Raw genomic sequence first — 17665 nt, forward strand, 5'->3', positions numbered from 1 at the left:
TCGCCGCTCGACGATGCGGCAAGTTTGAAGGGCAAGCGCATCGCGACGACACGCGGCTCGATTGGCCACTATCTCGCGCTTGCCGCCTTGAAGAAGGCCAACGTGCCCGTGAGCGAGGTCACCTTCGTGTTCCTCGCGCCCGCCGATGCCAAGGCGGCGCTCGCGTCGGGCAGCGTCGACGCGTGGTCGGTGTGGGACCCGTACACGGCACTGGGCGAAGCGCGCGATCACGACCGCATCATCGCGAACGGCGTCGGTCTGTCCGAAGGGCTTAGCTACCAGGTCGCGACGGATCGCGCGATCGCCGACAAACGCGCGCAACTCGCCGATTTCCTGCGGCGCGTGGCGCTCGGCCAACGTTGGGCGCTGTCGCATCCCGGCGAAGTCGCGGCGATGCAGTCGCGCGTGACCGGCCTGCCGGTCGACGTGCTGAAGACGGTTTATCAGCGCGGCCAGGTGCATCCCGTGACGATCGACGACAGCGTCGTCAGCGCGCAGCAGCGCACCGCCGATACCTACGAAGCCGCCAACGTGATCCGCGCGCATCTGGACGTGCGCACGAGTTTCGATCGCAGCTTCCCGCTGCCTTGAGTGCGGCGGGCGGGCGCGTGAGCATGAAGGACACACGCTGGCGCCGCGCCAATCATCTGCCAATTCGGTGTAAACGTGCTCTCGTCTAAACCGTCCAATGCGATTAGATTATCTGCACTTGGAAGGCTTATCGAGGGACCAGGGCGGCCAAACAAGCAGCGGTTTGCCATTCCGGCGACGGCGCAAGGTGTGCAGCCAAGGTTGCTCACCGCTTCGACGGAACCGGACCGCTGCGCGTCGTCCACGGTGCTTCGTATCGGGCGGCCAGTGGCCGCTTTCACTTCCGGTTGACTGTATCGACCGACCTGGCGACGCTTCTTTTAGCGTCGCCTTTTTGCTTGTGGCGGCACTGTGTCGTGCTTCTCTGCGAGGAGACGGGCACGGCGGCCTTCAGTTCGCCACAGCGCCCACCACTCTCACGCCACGCCTGTGCCGAGCTTTCGTCGCGCTTTAGCGATGTGCCGCGCAGACTCACGCGAATTCCCGGATTTCAATCGACTTGCATACACGAGGGCCACGTGCCGTCGTGTCAACCTCGCTCGCGGTTTGCGCCGGGTGCGGTTATCCTGTAGCTCGCTCCGAAGGAAGCCCCCTTGGGAGGCACTACATACCGGAATGCGTGTTTTAACAGCGCATCCGCACAGGGAATTCGCCGTGAGCCTGAAACTGCTTACCGTCGCGATGTTGGTCACGTGCGTCGCACTCACCGGCTGCGACGACCGACAGAGCGACTACGCCGTGCAAAAACTCAAAGACTTTTTCAACGCCGTCAAACCCGATGCGTTGCTGCTCAGAAACCTGACGCCGGGCGTCACGACCGAGGCGCAAATTCGCGAGCAGATGGGCAAGCCGGAAACCGAGCGCACCTTCACCGATGGCTCGAAGCGCTTCGAATATCCGCGCGGCCCGCAAGGGCTGAACACGTACATGGTCGACATCGACCGTGACGGCAAGCTGCAAGCCATTACGCAGGTGCTGACGGCGGCCAGCTTCGCGAAGATCCGCATGGGCATGAGCGAGGACGAAGTGCGCCGATTGCTCGGCAAGCCCGGCGAGGTCGCGGTGTATCCGCTGAAGCCGGAGACCGTGTGGAGCTGGAAGTGGCGCGAGGGCGGCGTGACCGAGGAAGGGATTTTCAACGTGCACTTCGACCGGAATCTGAAGGTGTACACGACCTCGCGCTCGGACGTGATACGAGGGCGATAGAAAATAAGCAGCGGGGTGATGACAATGATTCGTCGACGTCGATACAGCCGGATCGGGCTGGTGTTGGGGGGCGGTGCCGCGCGCGGCTGGGCGCATATCGGGGCCATTCGCGCATTGCATGACGCGGGCATCAAGCCCGACGTGGTGTGCGGCACGTCGATCGGCGCGCTGGTGGGCGCGGTGTACGCGAACGGCGACCTCGACTGGCTCGAGGAATGGGTCGCACGGCTCACGTGGCAGACCGTGGTGCGCCTGCTCGATCTGCGCATCTCGGGCGGTCTGCTCGGCGGGCGCAAGGTGATCCAGCTATTCGCGGACAAATTCAACGGCCGTTCCATCGGGCAGTTGAACCTGCCGTTCGCCGCAGTCGCCACCGAACTCGATACAGGCCGCGAAATCTGGTTGCAGGAGGGCAGCACCATCGATTCGGTACGCGCGTCGATTGCGATTCCCGGCATCTTCACGCCGGTGTGGCACAACGGCGTGTGGCTCGTGGACGGCGGTCTGAGCAATCCGGTGCCGGTCTCGGTGGCGCGCGGCATGCGCGCGGACTGTGTGATCGCGATCGACCTGAACAACGACATTCTCAACGGCCGCGACTTCGGCGGCGGGGTGGTCGAAACGCCCTCGCTCGATCCCGGCGCGCCGCCGCCCGTCGCGCTGCGCCGCAACGGCAAGCCCTGGCCGCGTTGGCTCGCGCCCGCCGACGCCAGCGTCACCGACGACGTGCGCGTCGCGCCCGCGCCGAGCGCCCGCGTGCCGTCGATGCTGAGTTCGATCGCGCAGAGCATCGACATCATGCAGGTGCGAATTTCGCGCAGCCGCCTTGCCGGCGAACCGGCGGATATCCTGATTCAGCCGCGGCTGGGCGGAATGGGCATTTTCGATTTTCACCGCGCGGCGCCCGCGATCGAGGAAGGGCGCGCGGCGGTCGAATACATGCTGCCGGCGATTCGGGCGCGGCTGGGGATGGAATAAGCGGGCGCGGTCTATCGAAAAAGCGACCCGAAACTTGCTAAATCGCGGCGGCGCCGGCCGCCCGCGCCGCACCTTACAAACGCATATCTCCTGCAAAACCAAGCGCTACCGGCATGTCGCCACGCCCGAGCGCATTTTGTTGCGTCGCAACAAAACCCGTGCCCTCCATTTGAGAAATTGATTTTCGCTTGCGAGACTCCGCGCCATGCCGGACGAGTCGGGGAGGCTGCGAGCCCGACGCCGTCCGCGACATTTTCAATAAACCTGGATGGAGACACGCGTGTTCCTATACGGCTTTGGTCCGGTCTTGCTGGCCGGCACGATCCAGACGATCGAGCTGTCCGTCCTGTCGCTGGCGGCCGCCGTGCTGCTCGGCCTCGCGGGTGCGGCGGCGAAACTCTCGTTCAACCGCCCGCTGCGGGCGATCGCGACCGGCTACACGACGCTGATCCGCTCGGTGCCCGATCTCGTGCTGATGCTGCTGCTGTTCTACAGCATCCAGATCGCGGTCAACGATCTCACCGATGCGCTCAATCTGCAGCAGTTCGACATCGATCCGTTCGTGGCCGGCGTGTTGACGCTCGGCTTCATCTACGGCGCGTACTTCACCGAGACCTTTCGCGGCGCGTTTCTCGCGGTGCCGCGCGGCCAGCTCGAAGCGGGCAGCGCGTACGGCATGAGCGGCGTACGCGTGTTCACGCGCATCCTGTTCCCGCAGATGATGCGCTTCGCGCTGCCTGGCATCGGCAACAACTGGCAGGTGCTGGTCAAGGCGACGGCGCTGGTGTCGATCATCGGTCTCGCCGACGTGGTCAAGGCCGCGCAGGACGCGGGCAAAAGCACCTTCAACATGTTCTTCTTCATCCTGGTCGCCGCGCTCATCTATCTGGCGATCACCACGGTATCGAATCTCGTGCTGATCTGGCTGGGCCGGCGCTATTCGATCGGCGTGCGCCACGCGGAGCTCTGAGCGACATGATCGACATCATCAATCAATTCTGGCGCGCGTTCCTGTTCTGGGACGGCCAGCGCATCTCGGGTCTCGCGGTCACGCTGTGGCTGCTGGTGGCGTCGATCGGCATCGGCTTCGTCGTGTCGATTCCGCTCGCGGTCGCGCGGGTGTCGAAAAAGCGCTGGCTGTCGACGCCGGTGCGCATCTACACCTACGTGTTTCGCGGCACGCCGCTCTACGTGCAGCTGCTGCTGATCTACACCGGCATCTACAGCCTCGCGTTCGTGCGCTCGCACAGCCTGCTGGACGCGTTCTTCCGCAGCGGTTTTCACTGCGCGATTCTCGCGTTTGCGCTGAACACCTGCGCGTACACCACCGAGATTTTCGCCGGCGCGATCCGTTCGACCTCGCACGGCGAAGTGGAGGCGGCGCGCGCGTACGGCATGAGCTGGTTCACGATGTACCGGCGCATTGTGATACCGTCCGCGCTGCGCCGGGCGCTGCCGTTGTACAGTAACGAAGTGATCCTGATGCTGCACGCCACGACGGTCGCGTTCACCGCCACCGTGCCGGACATTCTGAAGGTGGCGCGCGATGCGAACTCGGCCACGTACCAGTCGTTCAACGCATTCGGCCTCGCGGCGCTGCTGTATCTGATCGTGTCGTTCGCGCTGGTGGCGCTGTTTCGCCGCGCCGAGCGGCACTGGCTGGCTTACCTGGCGGTGCGCACGCACTGAGCGCGCGCTGTTGGCACCGGCGGTGCCGCCTATGCGCCGTCACAGATCGATCCGTATTCTCACAGGGAGAGCATCTTGCTCCACACTACTCAGACCGAAGCTTGCAAGCTCGCCGTACAGGACATCCACAAGCGCTACGGCGATAACGAAGTGCTCAAGGGCGTGTCGCTCAACGCGAACAAGGGCGACGTGATCAGCATCATCGGCGCGAGCGGGTCGGGCAAGAGCACCTTTCTGCGTTGCATCAATTTTCTCGAGCGGCCGAATGCAGGGCAGATCGTCGTCGACGGCGAAGCGGTCAAGACCAAAACCGACCGTGCCGGCAATCTCGAAGTCGCCGATCACAAGCAGCTGCAACGCATCCGCACGAAGCTCGCGATGGTGTTCCAGCACTTCAACCTGTGGGCGCACATGAACGTGATCGAGAACATCGTCGAAGCGCCGATTCACGTGCTTGGCATGTCGCGTCGCGAAGCGGAGGAGCGGGCGCGCGAATATCTCGAGAAGGTCGGTCTCGCGCCGCGTCTGGAAAAACAGTATCCATCGCATCTGTCGGGCGGCCAGCAGCAGCGCGTGGCGATTGCGCGCGCGCTCGCGATGAACCCCGACGTGATGCTGTTCGACGAGCCCACTTCGGCACTCGACCCCGAACTGGTCGGCGAAGTGCTGAAGGTCATGCAGAAGCTCGCCGAGGAAGGCCGCACGATGATCGTCGTCACGCATGAGATGGGTTTCGCACGCAACGTGTCGAATCACGTGATGTTCCTGCATCAGGGCCGCACCGAAGAAGAGGGGCTGCCCGCCGAGGTGCTCACCGCGCCACGCAGCGAACGACTCAAGCAGTTCCTGTCCGGCAGCCTGAAATAACGCGCGGCCCGCGCTCGCGTTTTACTGATTAGCGATGGCCCGACCGTCCAGCCCGGCTCGCACCACGCAGGTCGCGATCGTCGCCTTGCCGCCCGTGTCCATGTCGGGAGTCGGGCCGATCATCGACGCGCTCAATCTTGCCAACGAAATCGACGGCCGCGCGCTTTACCGCGTGCAGGTGTGTTCGTGGGACGGCCGCGCGGTGCCGCTCGCGGGGGGCGCGCAATGGCCGGCCGATGCCGCGTTCGGCGACGCGATCGCGTGCGACTGGCTGATCATTGTCAGCGAACGGTTTCAGCAATTCGCCGACTATCGGCTCTTTCTCGCGAGCCTCTCGCGCGTCGGCCAGCGCACGCCGCTCGTCACCGGCATTCACCACGGCGTGTGGTGGCTCGCGATGGCCGGGCAGTTGTCCGGCTATCGCGTGAGCGTGAACTGGGAAACCTATCAGCAGTTCTCCGAGCAGTTCGAACGCTCGATCGTCACGCAGCAGATCTTCGAAATCGATCGCGATCGCGCCACCTGCGCGGGCGGTCAGGCGACCGTCGATTTCATGCTGGCGATGATCGGCCGCGAGCACGGCCCCGAACTCGCCGACCGGATCGCCGACGCGCTCGGCGTGGGCGTGTTGCGCGCGGGCGAAGAACGTCAGCGCATTCCGTTCGTGACCGCGCCGGGTGAGCGTCATCCGCGTCTGAACGACGCGCTGCTGCTGATGGAAGCGAATATCGAAGACCCCCTCACCACCGATGAAATCGCCACGCTCGTGGGCGTCTCGCGGCGGCAGCTGGAGCGGCTGTTTCGCCAGTATCTCGGCTCGATGCCGTCCAAATACTATCTGGGCCTGCGCCTGTCCAAAGCGCGCACGCAATTGCAGCGCACCAGCAAGTCGGTGGTGCAGATCAGCCTCGCGTGCGGGTTTTCGTCGGCGGCGCATTTTTCCAATGCCTATCGCGAACGCTTTGGTGTCACACCGCGAGAGGATCGTCGCAACTGGATCGACAAGCAGACCGGCGCGAGCGGCGCCGCGGCCAGCGAACCGCGCCCGGCCGCGCTGATCGAGCGGCCGGATCTGGCGGATTGAAGCGGAACCTCATAGAAAACGTCGCGTATGCGCAAGACGTATCGCGCGCGGTTTCCTACACTACCTGTATTACCTCTCACCTGTAACGAGGATTTGCCATGAACGACCTGACAGTGACACGCAAGACCTTCGACGAAGTCATGGTGCCGGTGTTTTCGCCCGCCGCCTTCGTACCGGATCGTGGTCTCGGCTCACGCGTTTGGGATACGCAAGGCCGCGACTATATCGACTTCGCCGGCGGGATCGCCGTCACCGCGCTCGGTCATGCGCATCCGGAGTTGCTCAAGGTATTGCACGAGCAGGGCGGCAAACTGTGGCACATCGGCAATGGCTATACCAACGAGCCGGTGCTGCGTCTGGCCAAACGTCTCGAAGACCTGACCTTCGCGGACCGCGCGTTCTTCGCCAACTCGGGCGCGGAAGCGAACGAGGCGGCGCTGAAGCTTGCGCGGCGCGTCGCGTTCGACCGTCATGGCGCAAAGAAGGCCGAGATCATCTCGTTCACACAGTCGTTTCATGGCCGCACGTTCTTCACGGTGAGCGTGGGCGGGCAGCCGAAGTATTCGGAAGGCTTCGGCCCGGTGCCGGCCGGCATCACCCATTTGCCGTACAACGACACCGAAGCGGCGAAGAAAGCGATCGGCGCGCAGACCTGCGCGGTGATCGTCGAGCCGATCCAGGGCGAGGGCGGCGTGATTCCCGCCGATCCGGGCTTCCTGAAGGCGCTGCGCGAAGCCTGCGATCAGCACGGCGCGCTGCTGATTTTCGACGAGGTGCAAACGGGCGTGGGCCGCAGCGGCTACTTCTACGCGTATCAGGACACGGGCGTCACGCCGGACATCCTGACCACGGCGAAGGCGCTCGGTAACGGTTTCCCGATCGGCGCGATGCTGACCACCACCGAACTGGCCGCGTATTTCAAGGTCGGCGTGCACGGCACGACCTATGGCGGCAATCCGCTCGGCTCGGCGATCGCGGAGAAAGTGGTCGAGCTCGTCAGTGACCCGAAGCTGCTCGAAGGCGTGCGTACACGCGGCGAAGCGCTAAAGGGTCACCTCGCAAAAATGCACGAGCGCTTTGGCCTCTTCACGCAAGTGCGCGGCAAGGGCCTGCTGATCGGCGCGGAACTGACCGACGCGTTCAAGGGCCGCGCGAAAGACTTTGTGACCGCGGCGGGCCAGCACGGCGTGATCATGCTGATGGCCGGTCCCGACGTGCTGCGTTTCGTGCCGTCGCTGATCATGCCGCTCGAAGACATGAACGAAGGCTTCGAACGCCTCACGAAGGCCTTCGGGGAAATCGTCGGTGCGAACGCGCAAGCGGCGACGCGTTGATTCACACCAACGCGCTCGTGATCCGGCTCCAGCACCGAACCATGCGCCACATTCAACAGGATCGATGATGCTCTTCGTACGTCCGGGCCGCCTGGCCGATCTCGATGCGCTCGAACATATGGCGCGCACCGCGCAACCGGTGCTGCATTCGTTGCCGCACGACCGGCGCGCGCTCGAAGCGCGTGTCGCCTTGTCGGAAGACTCGTTTCGCGCCGAGGTCGATTTTCCGGGCGAGGAATTCTATCTGTTCGTACTCGAAGACAGCGACAGCGGCAAGCTGATGGGCACCGCGAGCATCGTCGCCGCGGCCGGTTATTCGGACCCGTTCTACGCGTTTCGCAACGATGCGCTGATTCATGCGTCGCGCGAGTTGCACGTGAACCGCAAGATTCACGCGCTGACCATGTCGCATGAACTGACCGGCAAGAGCCGGCTCGCGGGCTACTACATCGACCCGTCGCTGCGCGGCGAGCCCGCCGCGCATCTGATGTCGCGCGCGCGGATGATGTACATCGCGGCCAATCGCCGGCGTTTTACGCCCGAGGTGTTCTCGCTGCTGCTCGGCGTCACCGACGAGAACGGCGTGTCGCCGTTCTGGGAAGCGGTGGGGCGCAAGTTCTTCGGCCGCGATTTCGCCGACATCGAAATCGAATCGGGCGGGCGCAGCCGCACTTTTATCGCCGAAGTAATGCCCACCTATCCCGTGTATGTGCCGCTGCTGCCGGCAGCAGCGCAGCGCGTGCTCGGCGAGCCGGATTCGAAGGCCCTGCTCGCCTATGAGATTCACCAGGAAGAAGGCTTCGAGACGGACCGCTTCATCGACATTTTCGACGCGGGGCCGGTCGTGACCGCGCAGGTGGATCGCAGCGTCTGCGTGACACGCAATGAAACGCGGGTGGTCCACGAGTCGGCTGCCGCCGCGGCGAACGCCGCGACGTATCTGATCGCGCATAACGGCGCCGACGGCGAATTCCGCTGCGTGCTCGGCGAACTGGCCGCGGGCAAGGACGTGGGCGCGCCGTTGCCGCACGCGGCGCGCGCGGCGCTCGGCGTGCAGGAGGGCGATGCGGTGCGTTGCGTGCCATTGCATCCGCCGCGTCAGGATGAACATTCGGGAGAGGCGCAATGATCGTCGTTCGCGTGGTGCAACGAGGCGATGTGGACGCGCTAATGCGGCTCGCGCAGGAAACCGGGCCTGGCCTCACCACGTTCAAGCCCGACCGTGATGCGCTGGCAGCGCGGGTCGAACGTGCGCGCCGCACGATGGAGGACAAGGCCGAACCGCACGAGGCCGGCTACTTCTTCGTGATGGAAGATACGGACACCGGCGACGTGGCGGGTGTTTGCGGCATCGAAACAGCGGTCGGCCTGCAGCAGCCGTTCTACAACTATCGCGTGAGCACGGTGGTGCACGCGAGCCAGGACCTCGGCATCTGGACGCGCATGAGCGCGCTGAACATCTCGCACGACCTGACCGGTTATGCCGAAGTGTGTTCGCTGTTCCTGAGCCCGCGCTATCGCACGAGCGGCGTAGGCGGCCTGTTGTCGCGCTCGCGCTTCATGTTTCTCGCGCAGTTTCGCGAGCGTTTTCCGCAGCGTCTGTGCGCGGAACTGCGCGGCCACTTCGACGCGGAAGGCACCTCGCCGTTCTGGCGCGCGGTCGGCTCGCATTTCTATCAGATCGATTTCAACGCGGCGGATTATCTGAGCTCGCATGGCCGCAAGGCATTTCTCGCCGAACTGATGCCACGCTATCCGGTGTATGTCGAGCTATTGCCGGAGGAAGCGCAGCAATGCGTCGGTCTCACACATAGCGACACGATACCCGCGCGCCGCATGCTCGAAGCGGAAGGCCTGCGTTACGAGAATCACGTCGATATCTTCGACGCGGGTCCAGTGCTCGAATGCCATATCGCCGACTTGCGCACGGTGCGCGAGAGCGTGCTGGTGCCGGCCGAGATCGCCGATGCGCCCGCCCACGCGCCGCAGGATGGGCCGAAATCGATGGTGTCGAATACCTCGCTGGGCGATTTTCGCGTCGGCGTGGTGGCGGGCGTGCCGCAGGAAGGCGTGTTCCGACTGAGCGCGACAGAGGCTGCCGCGCTCGACGTCAAGGCCGGCGACCTGGTGCGGGTGCTACCGCAGAAACACAAACAAGGATGATCATGAGCGAGCTTTTCATCGACGGCGAATGGGCCGCCGGCACAGGACCCGCATTCGCGTCGCGCAACCCGGGTACGGGTGCGACGGTGTGGGAAGGCAACAGCGCATCGGCGGACGACGTCGATCGGGCCGTGCGCAGCGCGCGCCGTGGCTTCGCGGCGTGGTCGGCGTTGAGCCTCGACGAACGGTGCGGCGTGGTGCGCCGCTTCGCCGCGCTCGTGACCGAACGCAAGGAAGCGCTTGCCGAAGCGATCGGCCGCGAAACCGGCAAGCCGCTGTGGGAAGCGCGCACCGAAGCGGCGTCGATGGCCGCGAAGGTCGAGATCTCGATTCAGTCGTACAGCGAGCGCACCGGCGAGAAGCGCTCGCCGATGGCCGACGGCACGGCCGTGTTGCGGCATCGTCCGCATGGCGTGGTGGCCGTGTTCGGACCGTATAACTTTCCGGGCCACTTGCCGAACGGGCATATCGTGCCGGCGCTGATCGCGGGTAACGCGGTCGTGTTCAAGCCGTCCGAACTCGCGCCCGGCGTGGCCGCGCTCACCGTGCAGACCTGGCGCGACGCGGGCTTGCCCGCCGGCGTGCTGAATCTCGTGCAGGGTGAGAAGGACACCGGCATTGCGCTCGCGAATCACCGGCAGATCGACGGGCTCTTCTTCACCGGTAGTTCGGATACCGGAACATTGCTGCACAAACAGTTCGGCGGGCGGCCGGAGATCGTGCTGGCGCTGGAGATGGGCGGCAACAATCCGCTCGTGATCGGACCGGTGGCCGATCTCGACGCCGCCGTGCATCACACCATTCAATCGGCGTTTCTGTCGGCGGGGCAGCGCTGCACGTGCGCGCGCCGTCTCTTCGTGCCGAACGACGCGTTCGGTGAGCGCTTCGTCGAACGCCTCGTGGAGGTCAGCTCGCGCATCAGCGTCGGCGAATATAACGCCGATCCGCAGCCGTTCATGGGCGCGGTGATTTCTGCGCGCGCCGCGTCGCGTCTGGTGGCGGCGCAAGAACGATTGCTCGCCGATGGCGCTCACGCGCTGCTGAAAATGGAGCAGCGCGATCCGCGACTCGGCTTCGTCACGCCGGCGATTCTCGATGTGACGAACGTGAAAGATTTGCCCGACGAGGAGCACTTCGGCCCGCTCGCGCAGATCGTCCGCTACGACGGGTTCGACGAAGCGCTGGACAAAGCCAACGACACCGAGTTCGGGCTCTCCGCGGGCCTCCTCGCCGACGACGAAGCGCTGTGGACGCACTTTCAGCGCACCATCCGCGCGGGCATCGTCAACTGGAACCGGCCGACCAATGGCGCGTCGTCGGGCGCGCCGTTCGGCGGGCCGGGCCGCTCGGGTAATCACCGGCCGAGCGCGTTCTATGCCGCCGACTACTGCGCGTACCCGATGGCGTCTGTCGAAAGCGCGCAACTGCAAATGCCCGCGAGCGTTTCGCCGGGCCTTCAATTCTAAGGATCGACGATGCAAGCCACTGAAGCCAATTTCGACGGCCTGGTCGGCCCGACCCACAACTACGCGGGGCTCTCGTTCGGCAACGTCGCGTCGCAGAACAACGAGAAGTCGATCGCGAATCCGAAGGCGGCCGCGCGCCAGGGTCTGCGCAAGATGAAGCAGCTGGCCGACCTCGGTTTTCACCAGGGCGTGCTGCCGCCGCAGGAGCGTCCGTCGATGCGCCTGTTGCGCGAACTCGGCTTCTCCGGCGACGAAGCGACGGTGATCACGCGCGTCGCGAAAGACGCGCCGGAGTTGCTCGCCGCCGCGAGTTCGGCCTCGGCGATGTGGACCGCGAACGCGGCGACCGTGAGCCCGTCCGCCGATACGCACGACGGCCGCGTGCATTTCACGCCGGCCAATCTGTGCAGCAAGCTGCATCGCGCGATCGAGCATGCCTCGACGCGCCGCACGTTGAGCGCAATATTCGCCGATAACGATCGCTTCGTGGTGCACGAGGCGTTGCCCGGCACGCCCGCGCTCGGCGACGAAGGCGCGGCGAATCACACGCGCTTTTGCGCGGACTATGCGGCACGCGGCGTCGAATTCTTCGTGTATGGCCGCAGCGAATATCGCCGCGGGCCGGAGCCGAAACGCTTTCCCGCGCGTCAGACCTTCGAGGCGAGCCGCGCGGTTGCGCATCGTCATGGTCTCGCGGACACGGCCACGGTGTTCGCGCAGCAGAACCCCGATGTGATCGATGCGGGCGTGTTTCATAACGACGTGATCGCGGTCGGCAATCGCAACACGCTGTTTTGCCATCAACTCGCGTTCGTCGAACAGAACGCCGTGTACGACGAACTGCGCACCAAACTCGCGGGGATGAGCGCCGGCTTTGACGTGATCGAAGTGCCGGCTGCGCAGGTGAGCGTGGCCGACGCCGTCACGTCGTATCTGTTCAACAGCCAGTTGCTCACGCGCCCGGACGGCAAGCAGGTGCTGGTGGTGCCGCAGGAATGCCGCGAAAATCCACGTGTCGCGGCCTACCTCGACGAACTGGGCTCGCATGCGGGCCCGATCGACGATGTGCTGGTGTTCGATCTGCGTGAGAGCATGAAGAACGGCGGCGGCCCCGCGTGTCTGCGTCTGCGTGTGGTGCTCGACGGTGCGGAACGCGCGGCGGTCACGCCGGGCGTGTGGATCGACGACAAGCTGTTCGGCCGTCTGGATACGTGGATCGAAAAGCATTATCGCGACCGTCTCGCACCGGCGGATCTGAGCGACCCGCAATTGCTGCGCGAGTCGCGCGCCGCGCTCGACGAACTGACGCAGATTCTCGGCCTTGGTTCGCTGTATGACTTCCAGCGCTGAGCAGGCCATGCCGGTGCCGATGATGCTCGACGATTTCCTCGCCTATACGCTGGCGGGCACGCGCCCGGCCGCGAACGAAACGCAGGGCGTATGCGCAAACGGCGTGCGCTGGTCGTGGCTCGACGATGGCGTGCTCGTACTGGAGCCCGCCGCGCTCGAGCCGGGCACGCGTAGCGTGCTGGTGTCGGCCGGTGTACACGGTGACGAAACCGCGCCGATCGAATTGCTGGCGTTTCTCGTGCGCGATATTGCGCACGGCAGCGCCGCGCTGACGTGCCGCCTGATGGTGATTCTCGGCAACGTCGATGCGATGCGCGACGCGCTCCGCTATCGCGACGACGATCTGAACCGGCTCTTCAGCGGCCGTCATCTGCAAGTGCCGCAGAGCCACGAAGCGCCGCGCGCCGCGGCGCTGGAGCAGGCCGCGGTGCAGTTCTTCACGGCGGCGCCGGATGCGCCCGGCGCGCGTTGGCATATCGACATGCACACGGCGATCCGCGCGTCCGCGTTCGAGCAATTCGCACTGTTGCCGCATACCGGCAAGCCGTGTTCGCGCGTGATGTTCGAATGGCTCCGGCAAGCGCGCATCAGCGCGGTGCTGTTGCACACGACCAGGGGCACCACGTATTCGCACTTCACCGCGCACGCGTGCGGCGCCGATGCCTGCACGCTGGAACTGGGCAAGGTGCGTCCCTTCGGCGAGAACGATCTGACGCGCTTCGCGGGCGCCGATCTCGCGTTGCGTCATCTGCTGGACGGCACGCAAGGTGAAGCCGACGCCGCGCTGCCGCGCGTGTTCACCGTGATCGATCAACTCACCAAACAGAGCGAAGCGTTCGAGTTGCTGTTCGCGGCGGACGTCGCGAATTTCACGCCGTTCACGAAAGACACCTTGCTCGCGCGCGACGGCGAGTATCGCTACACCGTGCGCCACGACGAAGAGCGCATCGTGTTTCCGAACGCGACGGTCAAACCTGGCTTGCGCGCAGGACTGCTCGTGATCGAGACCACGCAGCAGACGTTGGCGCAACTTGTCTAGACAGGTAGGGTAGGTCTTCTCGGAACCCTGTACAATCCCGGCGTCGCGGCTGGTGCACTGCACGACGCCGACCGCACGAGTCTGGATCGCATTCCGGCGCAGCAACCGTTGCCACCCTGGTCCGGCTCCGTTTTATTCAATACCGTAGAGGAACACCCGTAATGAAGATGAATTGGCGAAACATGGCTGCGCTCGCGCTGTTCGCGACGGCGGCGATAACGGCAGGCGCCGCGTCGGCCTCGGAGATCAAGGAAGTGCGTTTCGGCGTCGAGGCGTCGTATGCGCCGTTCGAATCGAAATCGCCGTCGGGCGAGTTGCAAGGGTTCGACATCGACGTCGGCAACGCCGTGTGCGCGAAGCTGAAAGCGAAATGCGTATGGGTCGAGAATTCGTTCGACGGCCTGATCCCGGCACTGCAGGCGCGTAAGTTCAACGCGATCAACTCGGACATGACGATCACCGATCAGCGCCGCCAGGCAGTCGAGTTCACCGACCCGATCTACACCATCCCGAACCAGATGATCGCGAAGAAGGGCAGCGGCCTGCTGCCGACACCGGCATCGCTGAAGGGCAAGCACGTCGGCGTGCTGCAGGGCACGATCCAGGAAACTTACGCGAAGGCGCGCTGGGCGCCGGCCGGTGTCGACGTCGTGCCATATCAGACGCAGGACCAGATCTACGCCGACCTCGCATCGGGCCGTCTCGATGCGTCGTTCCAGGACGCGGAAGCGGCCTCGAAAGGCTTTCTGAAGAAGCCGCAAGGCGCAGGCTTCGAATTCGCGGGTCCGGCCGTCACCGACGAGAAGCTGCTCGGCGCGGGCGTAGGCTACGGCATCCGCAAGGGTGACACCGCGCTCAAGGATGCGCTGAACCAGGCGCTGAAAGACCTGAAGGCAGACGGTACGATCGACCGCCTGGCCGCGAAGTACTTCGACGTGAAGGTCGTGCTGCGGTAAAGCGCGACGAAACTGTCGATGCAAACGGCCGCTATCGCGGCCGTTTGCATTTGGCCTGCGGCAAAAGAAGGCGCTCGTATCAGCCGACGCCCGCTGCCACAGTCTCTCAGCGCACATTCGCCTCGGGCTGATCGAGATAGTCGAACACCACTTCGCCGAGGCCCAGCGTCAGATCGGCGACGAGATGGCGCGCCTCGACGATCTCGAGCACTGGCAGCTCCGCGACCGGCGCGAGCGCGTGCGGCGCCAGTTCGAGCGCGGCCGGTCCGGTCCACGCGCCTTTCAGATCGATATCCTGCAGGTAGTAGCGCACCAGCTCGCAGATGCGCGGCGTGCCGTCCACGTGCGGAATCACCTTGAGCAGGAAGCTTGGCGCTTCGAGGCGTTTCTTCTGCTGCGCGAGATCGAGCTGCCGGTGCTTGTAGCCCATCGTGCCGGTGGCGATGCGCACCGGGCCGTAATCGAGCGTGCCCACCAGCGTGTCGGTGTGGACCGCCAGCACCGGGTTCGCGAGCTTCTTCGGAAAGCCCCAGATTTTCTAGACAGACCTTCTTTTCATTTTGGCAAAAAGTTACATTTAATCAACGACTTAGGCTCAAGATTTTGACGATTTTTGTTGACGATTGAGGGTCGTTAAGGGCATAGTTTGCCATGTGCATCAACGGGGGGACGGCGGAGCTGAGGTTTGGAACGTCGCGAGGAGGGGGCAGCGGTGTCAGAGAGATGCAGTAACACCATTCGCCCACGAAGTGCCAACTACCGTGTGTTTGCGCTAGCAACCGGAAGTACGCCATGACTTCGCCATGGGCATCAAAAAAAGTTGGGGGGCGGTAGTCGATTCATATGGGCGTTTGAATCGGTGAAATTTCAGATGGTTCGTTCGCTAGCTATTGATTAGTTATCTTGAGGATTCGATGATTAGTTTAGAACTGCTATCTAATGGTCGTCTTGTTGCATGTGTGCTTTACGAAAGCGGCAAGTCGCGAAATGTGAACATTGGGAAGCTGTTCGACAATCCGGAAGAGACACTCCGTCTCCTGACGCCTATCGTAGACGCGGCGAACTCATTAGCAGTTGAGACCCAGAGGCAACGGATGAAGGGGATGGCTACGCTTGCTCGGTGTTTCCGAAACGAGAAGATTAGAGTGCTACCCGATTCGGAAGACAAGTGGCAGAACGCATTGAACCTGAGCTACTCTCAATATCTGTTGAGAGATGATTCGAAGGCTACCCTCGAGACGCGAACGACAATCTGGAGTAAGTCCGTTGTCCAGCCACTAAAAGACATCCAGGAAAGAGGGCTGGTCATTCCAATTGGCGTACAGTTTCCTGAGCGCAAGAAGATACCGCCTTCCGGTTGGAACACGGACAACACAACAATTACGGGGGCAGGGCGAGCGCTGCCGGTCAGGGCTCCGCTACAGAAGATTTTAATCGACATCGGATTTGGCATTCCAAATGCCGCTTACCTTGAAACATGCCGAGACGACTTGATAAGGGCAGTTGCATTGCTCAATGATGGAGTGCTGATGTGGTGGGAGACTATTGAGGCCGCCTACGACTACGGTCAGCGAGTGATGCGTGAATATGCTCGGCACGAAGGCTTGGATTCAGATATTGAACGCTTTAAACGCGGCGAAATGGGCTCAAAGAGGGCTTTCATCGGTGGCAGAAATGAACGCTCTCTTGGCCGTCTACTTTGTTATGCACAACGGCATGAGGATGGTTTTTCACTCACAGCGCTGCAAGAGAAAGAGGATTCTTTAATGGTCGGGCCGGGCGAGCTGGAAATTCCAGATGGCGCTCCGAAGCATCCACGGCTTGGACTCAGCCCACTTACGTACCTGAACTGGATGTTGGGTCGTCTTGGTCCAATCGATATTGCAATGGCGTTGGCACTGCTGCAAGGACGACTGCCGAAGTTCAGTCCGATGAAGTTAGGCGACGCTTGCATCCGGAGCGAGCGAGGGAAGGACCTATTGGAGATTAGCGATGCGGGTACGGTATTTCGGCTCGAAAAGCCTCGGATTCACGGAATAAAGTCTGAATTGCTCGACAAAGAATCTGCCTACGTCATACGAACAATTTTGCGCATTACGGAAGTAGGTCGCGCCATCATGTTCGAAGCTCGAGCGCCCGGAGCTAATCGGTTATTCATTGTTCACGAAAAGGGGCAATATCAGTGCTGCCCTTATGAATCCGCAACCTATCATTTGACGAAAAAACAGACTGTTTGGCTACTGGATTTTCTGCCAAAACTTAAAGAATCGGGTCTCGTCAAAGGTTCGTTGGCTCTCAGGAAAATTAAAGCCAGTGAATGCGTCATTGAGTGGTTCAGGACTGGTTCAGTGCTGCTGGCCAGTCAAAAAATAGGGAATAGCACTCGTATTGCTGTCAAACACTATATACCGGAACCCTTACTCAACGCCTGGAACGTACGTCAAATCCGTCGATTCCAGAACTTGTATATTTGTATGGCGGCGGCGAGCAAACCGTTCGTTCTGGAGGCAACAGACTTTAAGTCGATGGATGACCTGCATAGATTTGTTACCGAGATGCTTGAGCAGCATGAGCAATCATCAAGTCACTTTGCAGCAGAACTCCACAAGCGTTTTCAGAACTTGCCCGCTGCAGTTCCCGAGCAAGAGGAAGCTGACAGTTTGATGATAGGCGTTGATGCTGAAACGCTTTCGTACCTCTATCTGTATCGTGACTCGGTCTACGCGTCAGGGCTAGACCCACTTCAAATGGACCAGGTTGATGAATCCAGCGGTCTTTCACCTCGTACTTTGATTGACCTTGCAGACGTCCTGCATGCTCATTTGACTGAGCACGCTGACCCCGCGATGAAAGCTGCACATCAGCAGGCGCTTCAACGTGTGCAAACACTTGGGGAAGTCATCAGCTTTCGGGATGTTAGGTTCTTCCGAACAGATGCATAA

At 62.8% G+C, this 17665-nt stretch carries 15 protein-coding genes and 1 pseudogene; 15 read left to right on the top strand and 1 reads right to left on the bottom strand.

What is annotated here, in order from left to right:
• The 14 genes from CIC12_RS12795 to CIC12_RS12860 form a co-directional block, all read left to right on the top strand.
• Positions 1–591: ABC transporter substrate-binding protein (locus CIC12_RS12795; RefSeq protein WP_168664473.1), on the top strand; the 591-nt coding region annotated here is incomplete at its 5' end.
• 654 nt (positions 592–1245) lie between these two features.
• Positions 1246–1797 carry a hypothetical protein gene (locus tag CIC12_RS12800; protein WP_168664474.1) on the top strand — a complete coding sequence of 184 codons (552 nt, stop codon included), beginning with the start codon at positions 1246–1248 and terminating at the stop codon, positions 1795–1797.
• A gap of 24 nt (positions 1798–1821) precedes the next feature.
• On the top strand, positions 1822–2775 hold the full coding sequence (locus tag CIC12_RS12805) for a patatin-like phospholipase family protein (protein ID WP_121318843.1): 954 nt from the start codon (positions 1822–1824) through the stop codon (positions 2773–2775).
• 280 nt (positions 2776–3055) lie between these two features.
• Positions 3056–3745, top strand: coding sequence for a histidine ABC transporter permease HisQ (locus CIC12_RS12810; RefSeq protein WP_168664475.1), 690 nt, complete (start codon positions 3056–3058; stop codon positions 3743–3745).
• Between the two features lie 5 nt (positions 3746–3750).
• Complete coding sequence (locus tag CIC12_RS12815) at positions 3751–4464, top strand: ABC transporter permease (RefSeq protein WP_121318839.1); 714 nt, start codon at positions 3751–3753, stop codon at positions 4462–4464.
• Positions 4465–4539: 75 nt separating this feature from the next.
• Positions 4540–5331, top strand: a complete 792-nt coding sequence (locus tag CIC12_RS12820) for an ABC transporter ATP-binding protein (RefSeq protein ID WP_168664476.1) — start codon at positions 4540–4542, stop codon at positions 5329–5331.
• A 34-nt stretch (positions 5332–5365) separates the two neighbouring features.
• Positions 5366–6415: a GlxA family transcriptional regulator gene (locus CIC12_RS12825; RefSeq protein WP_168664477.1), complete on the top strand. Its 1050-nt coding sequence runs from the start codon at positions 5366–5368 to the stop codon at positions 6413–6415.
• Between the two features lie 98 nt (positions 6416–6513).
• On the top strand, positions 6514–7749 hold the full coding sequence (locus CIC12_RS12830; protein ID WP_168664478.1) for an aspartate aminotransferase family protein: 1236 nt from the start codon (positions 6514–6516) through the stop codon (positions 7747–7749).
• A 67-nt stretch (positions 7750–7816) separates the two neighbouring features.
• On the top strand, positions 7817–8878 hold the full coding sequence (gene aruF / locus CIC12_RS12835) for an arginine/ornithine succinyltransferase subunit alpha (protein WP_168664479.1): 1062 nt from the start codon (positions 7817–7819) through the stop codon (positions 8876–8878).
• Complete coding sequence (gene astA / locus CIC12_RS12840) at positions 8875–9912, top strand: arginine N-succinyltransferase (protein ID WP_168664480.1); 1038 nt, start codon at positions 8875–8877, stop codon at positions 9910–9912. The genes aruF and astA overlap by 4 nt, the downstream gene beginning before the upstream one ends.
• A gap of 2 nt (positions 9913–9914) precedes the next feature.
• Positions 9915–11378 (top strand): succinylglutamate-semialdehyde dehydrogenase, encoded by a 1464-nt coding sequence (gene astD, locus CIC12_RS12845; RefSeq protein WP_168664481.1) that lies wholly within the window; start codon positions 9915–9917, stop codon positions 11376–11378.
• 9 nt (positions 11379–11387) lie between these two features.
• Complete coding sequence (gene astB, locus CIC12_RS12850; protein WP_168664482.1) at positions 11388–12728, top strand: N-succinylarginine dihydrolase; 1341 nt, start codon at positions 11388–11390, stop codon at positions 12726–12728.
• Positions 12712–13767 carry a succinylglutamate desuccinylase gene (gene astE, locus CIC12_RS12855; RefSeq protein ID WP_174772036.1) on the top strand — a complete coding sequence of 352 codons (1056 nt, stop codon included), beginning with the start codon at positions 12712–12714 and terminating at the stop codon, positions 13765–13767. The genes astB and astE overlap by 17 nt, the downstream gene beginning before the upstream one ends.
• Before the next feature lie 161 nt (positions 13768–13928).
• Positions 13929–14723 carry an ABC transporter substrate-binding protein gene (locus CIC12_RS12860; protein WP_168664483.1) on the top strand — a complete coding sequence of 265 codons (795 nt, stop codon included), beginning with the start codon at positions 13929–13931 and terminating at the stop codon, positions 14721–14723.
• Between the two features lie 106 nt (positions 14724–14829).
• Here the strand turns inward: CIC12_RS12860 and CIC12_RS12865 are convergent.
• Positions 14830–15261, bottom strand: a pseudogene (locus CIC12_RS12865) (acetoacetate decarboxylase); the annotation flags it as partial.
• Positions 15262–15637: 376 nt separating this feature from the next.
• Here CIC12_RS12865 and CIC12_RS12870 point away from each other — a divergent pair.
• Complete coding sequence (locus CIC12_RS12870) at positions 15638–17665, top strand: hypothetical protein (RefSeq protein ID WP_168664484.1); 2028 nt, start codon at positions 15638–15640, stop codon at positions 17663–17665.

The organism is Paraburkholderia sp. SG-MS1, assembly GCF_012275575.1.
GTDB lineage: Bacteria > Pseudomonadota > Gammaproteobacteria > Burkholderiales > Burkholderiaceae > Paraburkholderia.

Bases quoted from the DNA above. Each gene is read 5' to 3' on its own strand.
- CIC12_RS12805 (WP_121318843.1), top strand. From the start codon at position 1,822: ATGATTCGTCGACGTCGATACAGCCGGATCGGGCTGGTGTTGGGGGGC.
- CIC12_RS12815 (WP_121318839.1), top strand. From the start codon at position 3,751: ATGATCGACATCATCAATCAATTCTGGCGCGCGTTCCTGTTCTGGGAC.
- CIC12_RS12825 (WP_168664477.1), top strand. From the start codon at position 5,366: ATGGCCCGACCGTCCAGCCCGGCTCGCACCACGCAGGTCGCGATCGTC.
- CIC12_RS12830 (WP_168664478.1), top strand. From the start codon at position 6,514: ATGAACGACCTGACAGTGACACGCAAGACCTTCGACGAAGTCATGGTG.
- aruF (WP_168664479.1), top strand. From the start codon at position 7,817: ATGCTCTTCGTACGTCCGGGCCGCCTGGCCGATCTCGATGCGCTCGAA.
- astA (WP_168664480.1), top strand. From the start codon at position 8,875: ATGATCGTCGTTCGCGTGGTGCAACGAGGCGATGTGGACGCGCTAATG.
- astD (WP_168664481.1), top strand. From the start codon at position 9,915: ATGAGCGAGCTTTTCATCGACGGCGAATGGGCCGCCGGCACAGGACCC.
- astB (WP_168664482.1), top strand. From the start codon at position 11,388: ATGCAAGCCACTGAAGCCAATTTCGACGGCCTGGTCGGCCCGACCCAC.
- astE (WP_174772036.1), top strand. From the start codon at position 12,712: ATGACTTCCAGCGCTGAGCAGGCCATGCCGGTGCCGATGATGCTCGAC.
- CIC12_RS12860 (WP_168664483.1), top strand. From the start codon at position 13,929: ATGAAGATGAATTGGCGAAACATGGCTGCGCTCGCGCTGTTCGCGACG.
- CIC12_RS12870 (WP_168664484.1), top strand. From the start codon at position 15,638: ATGATTAGTTTAGAACTGCTATCTAATGGTCGTCTTGTTGCATGTGTG.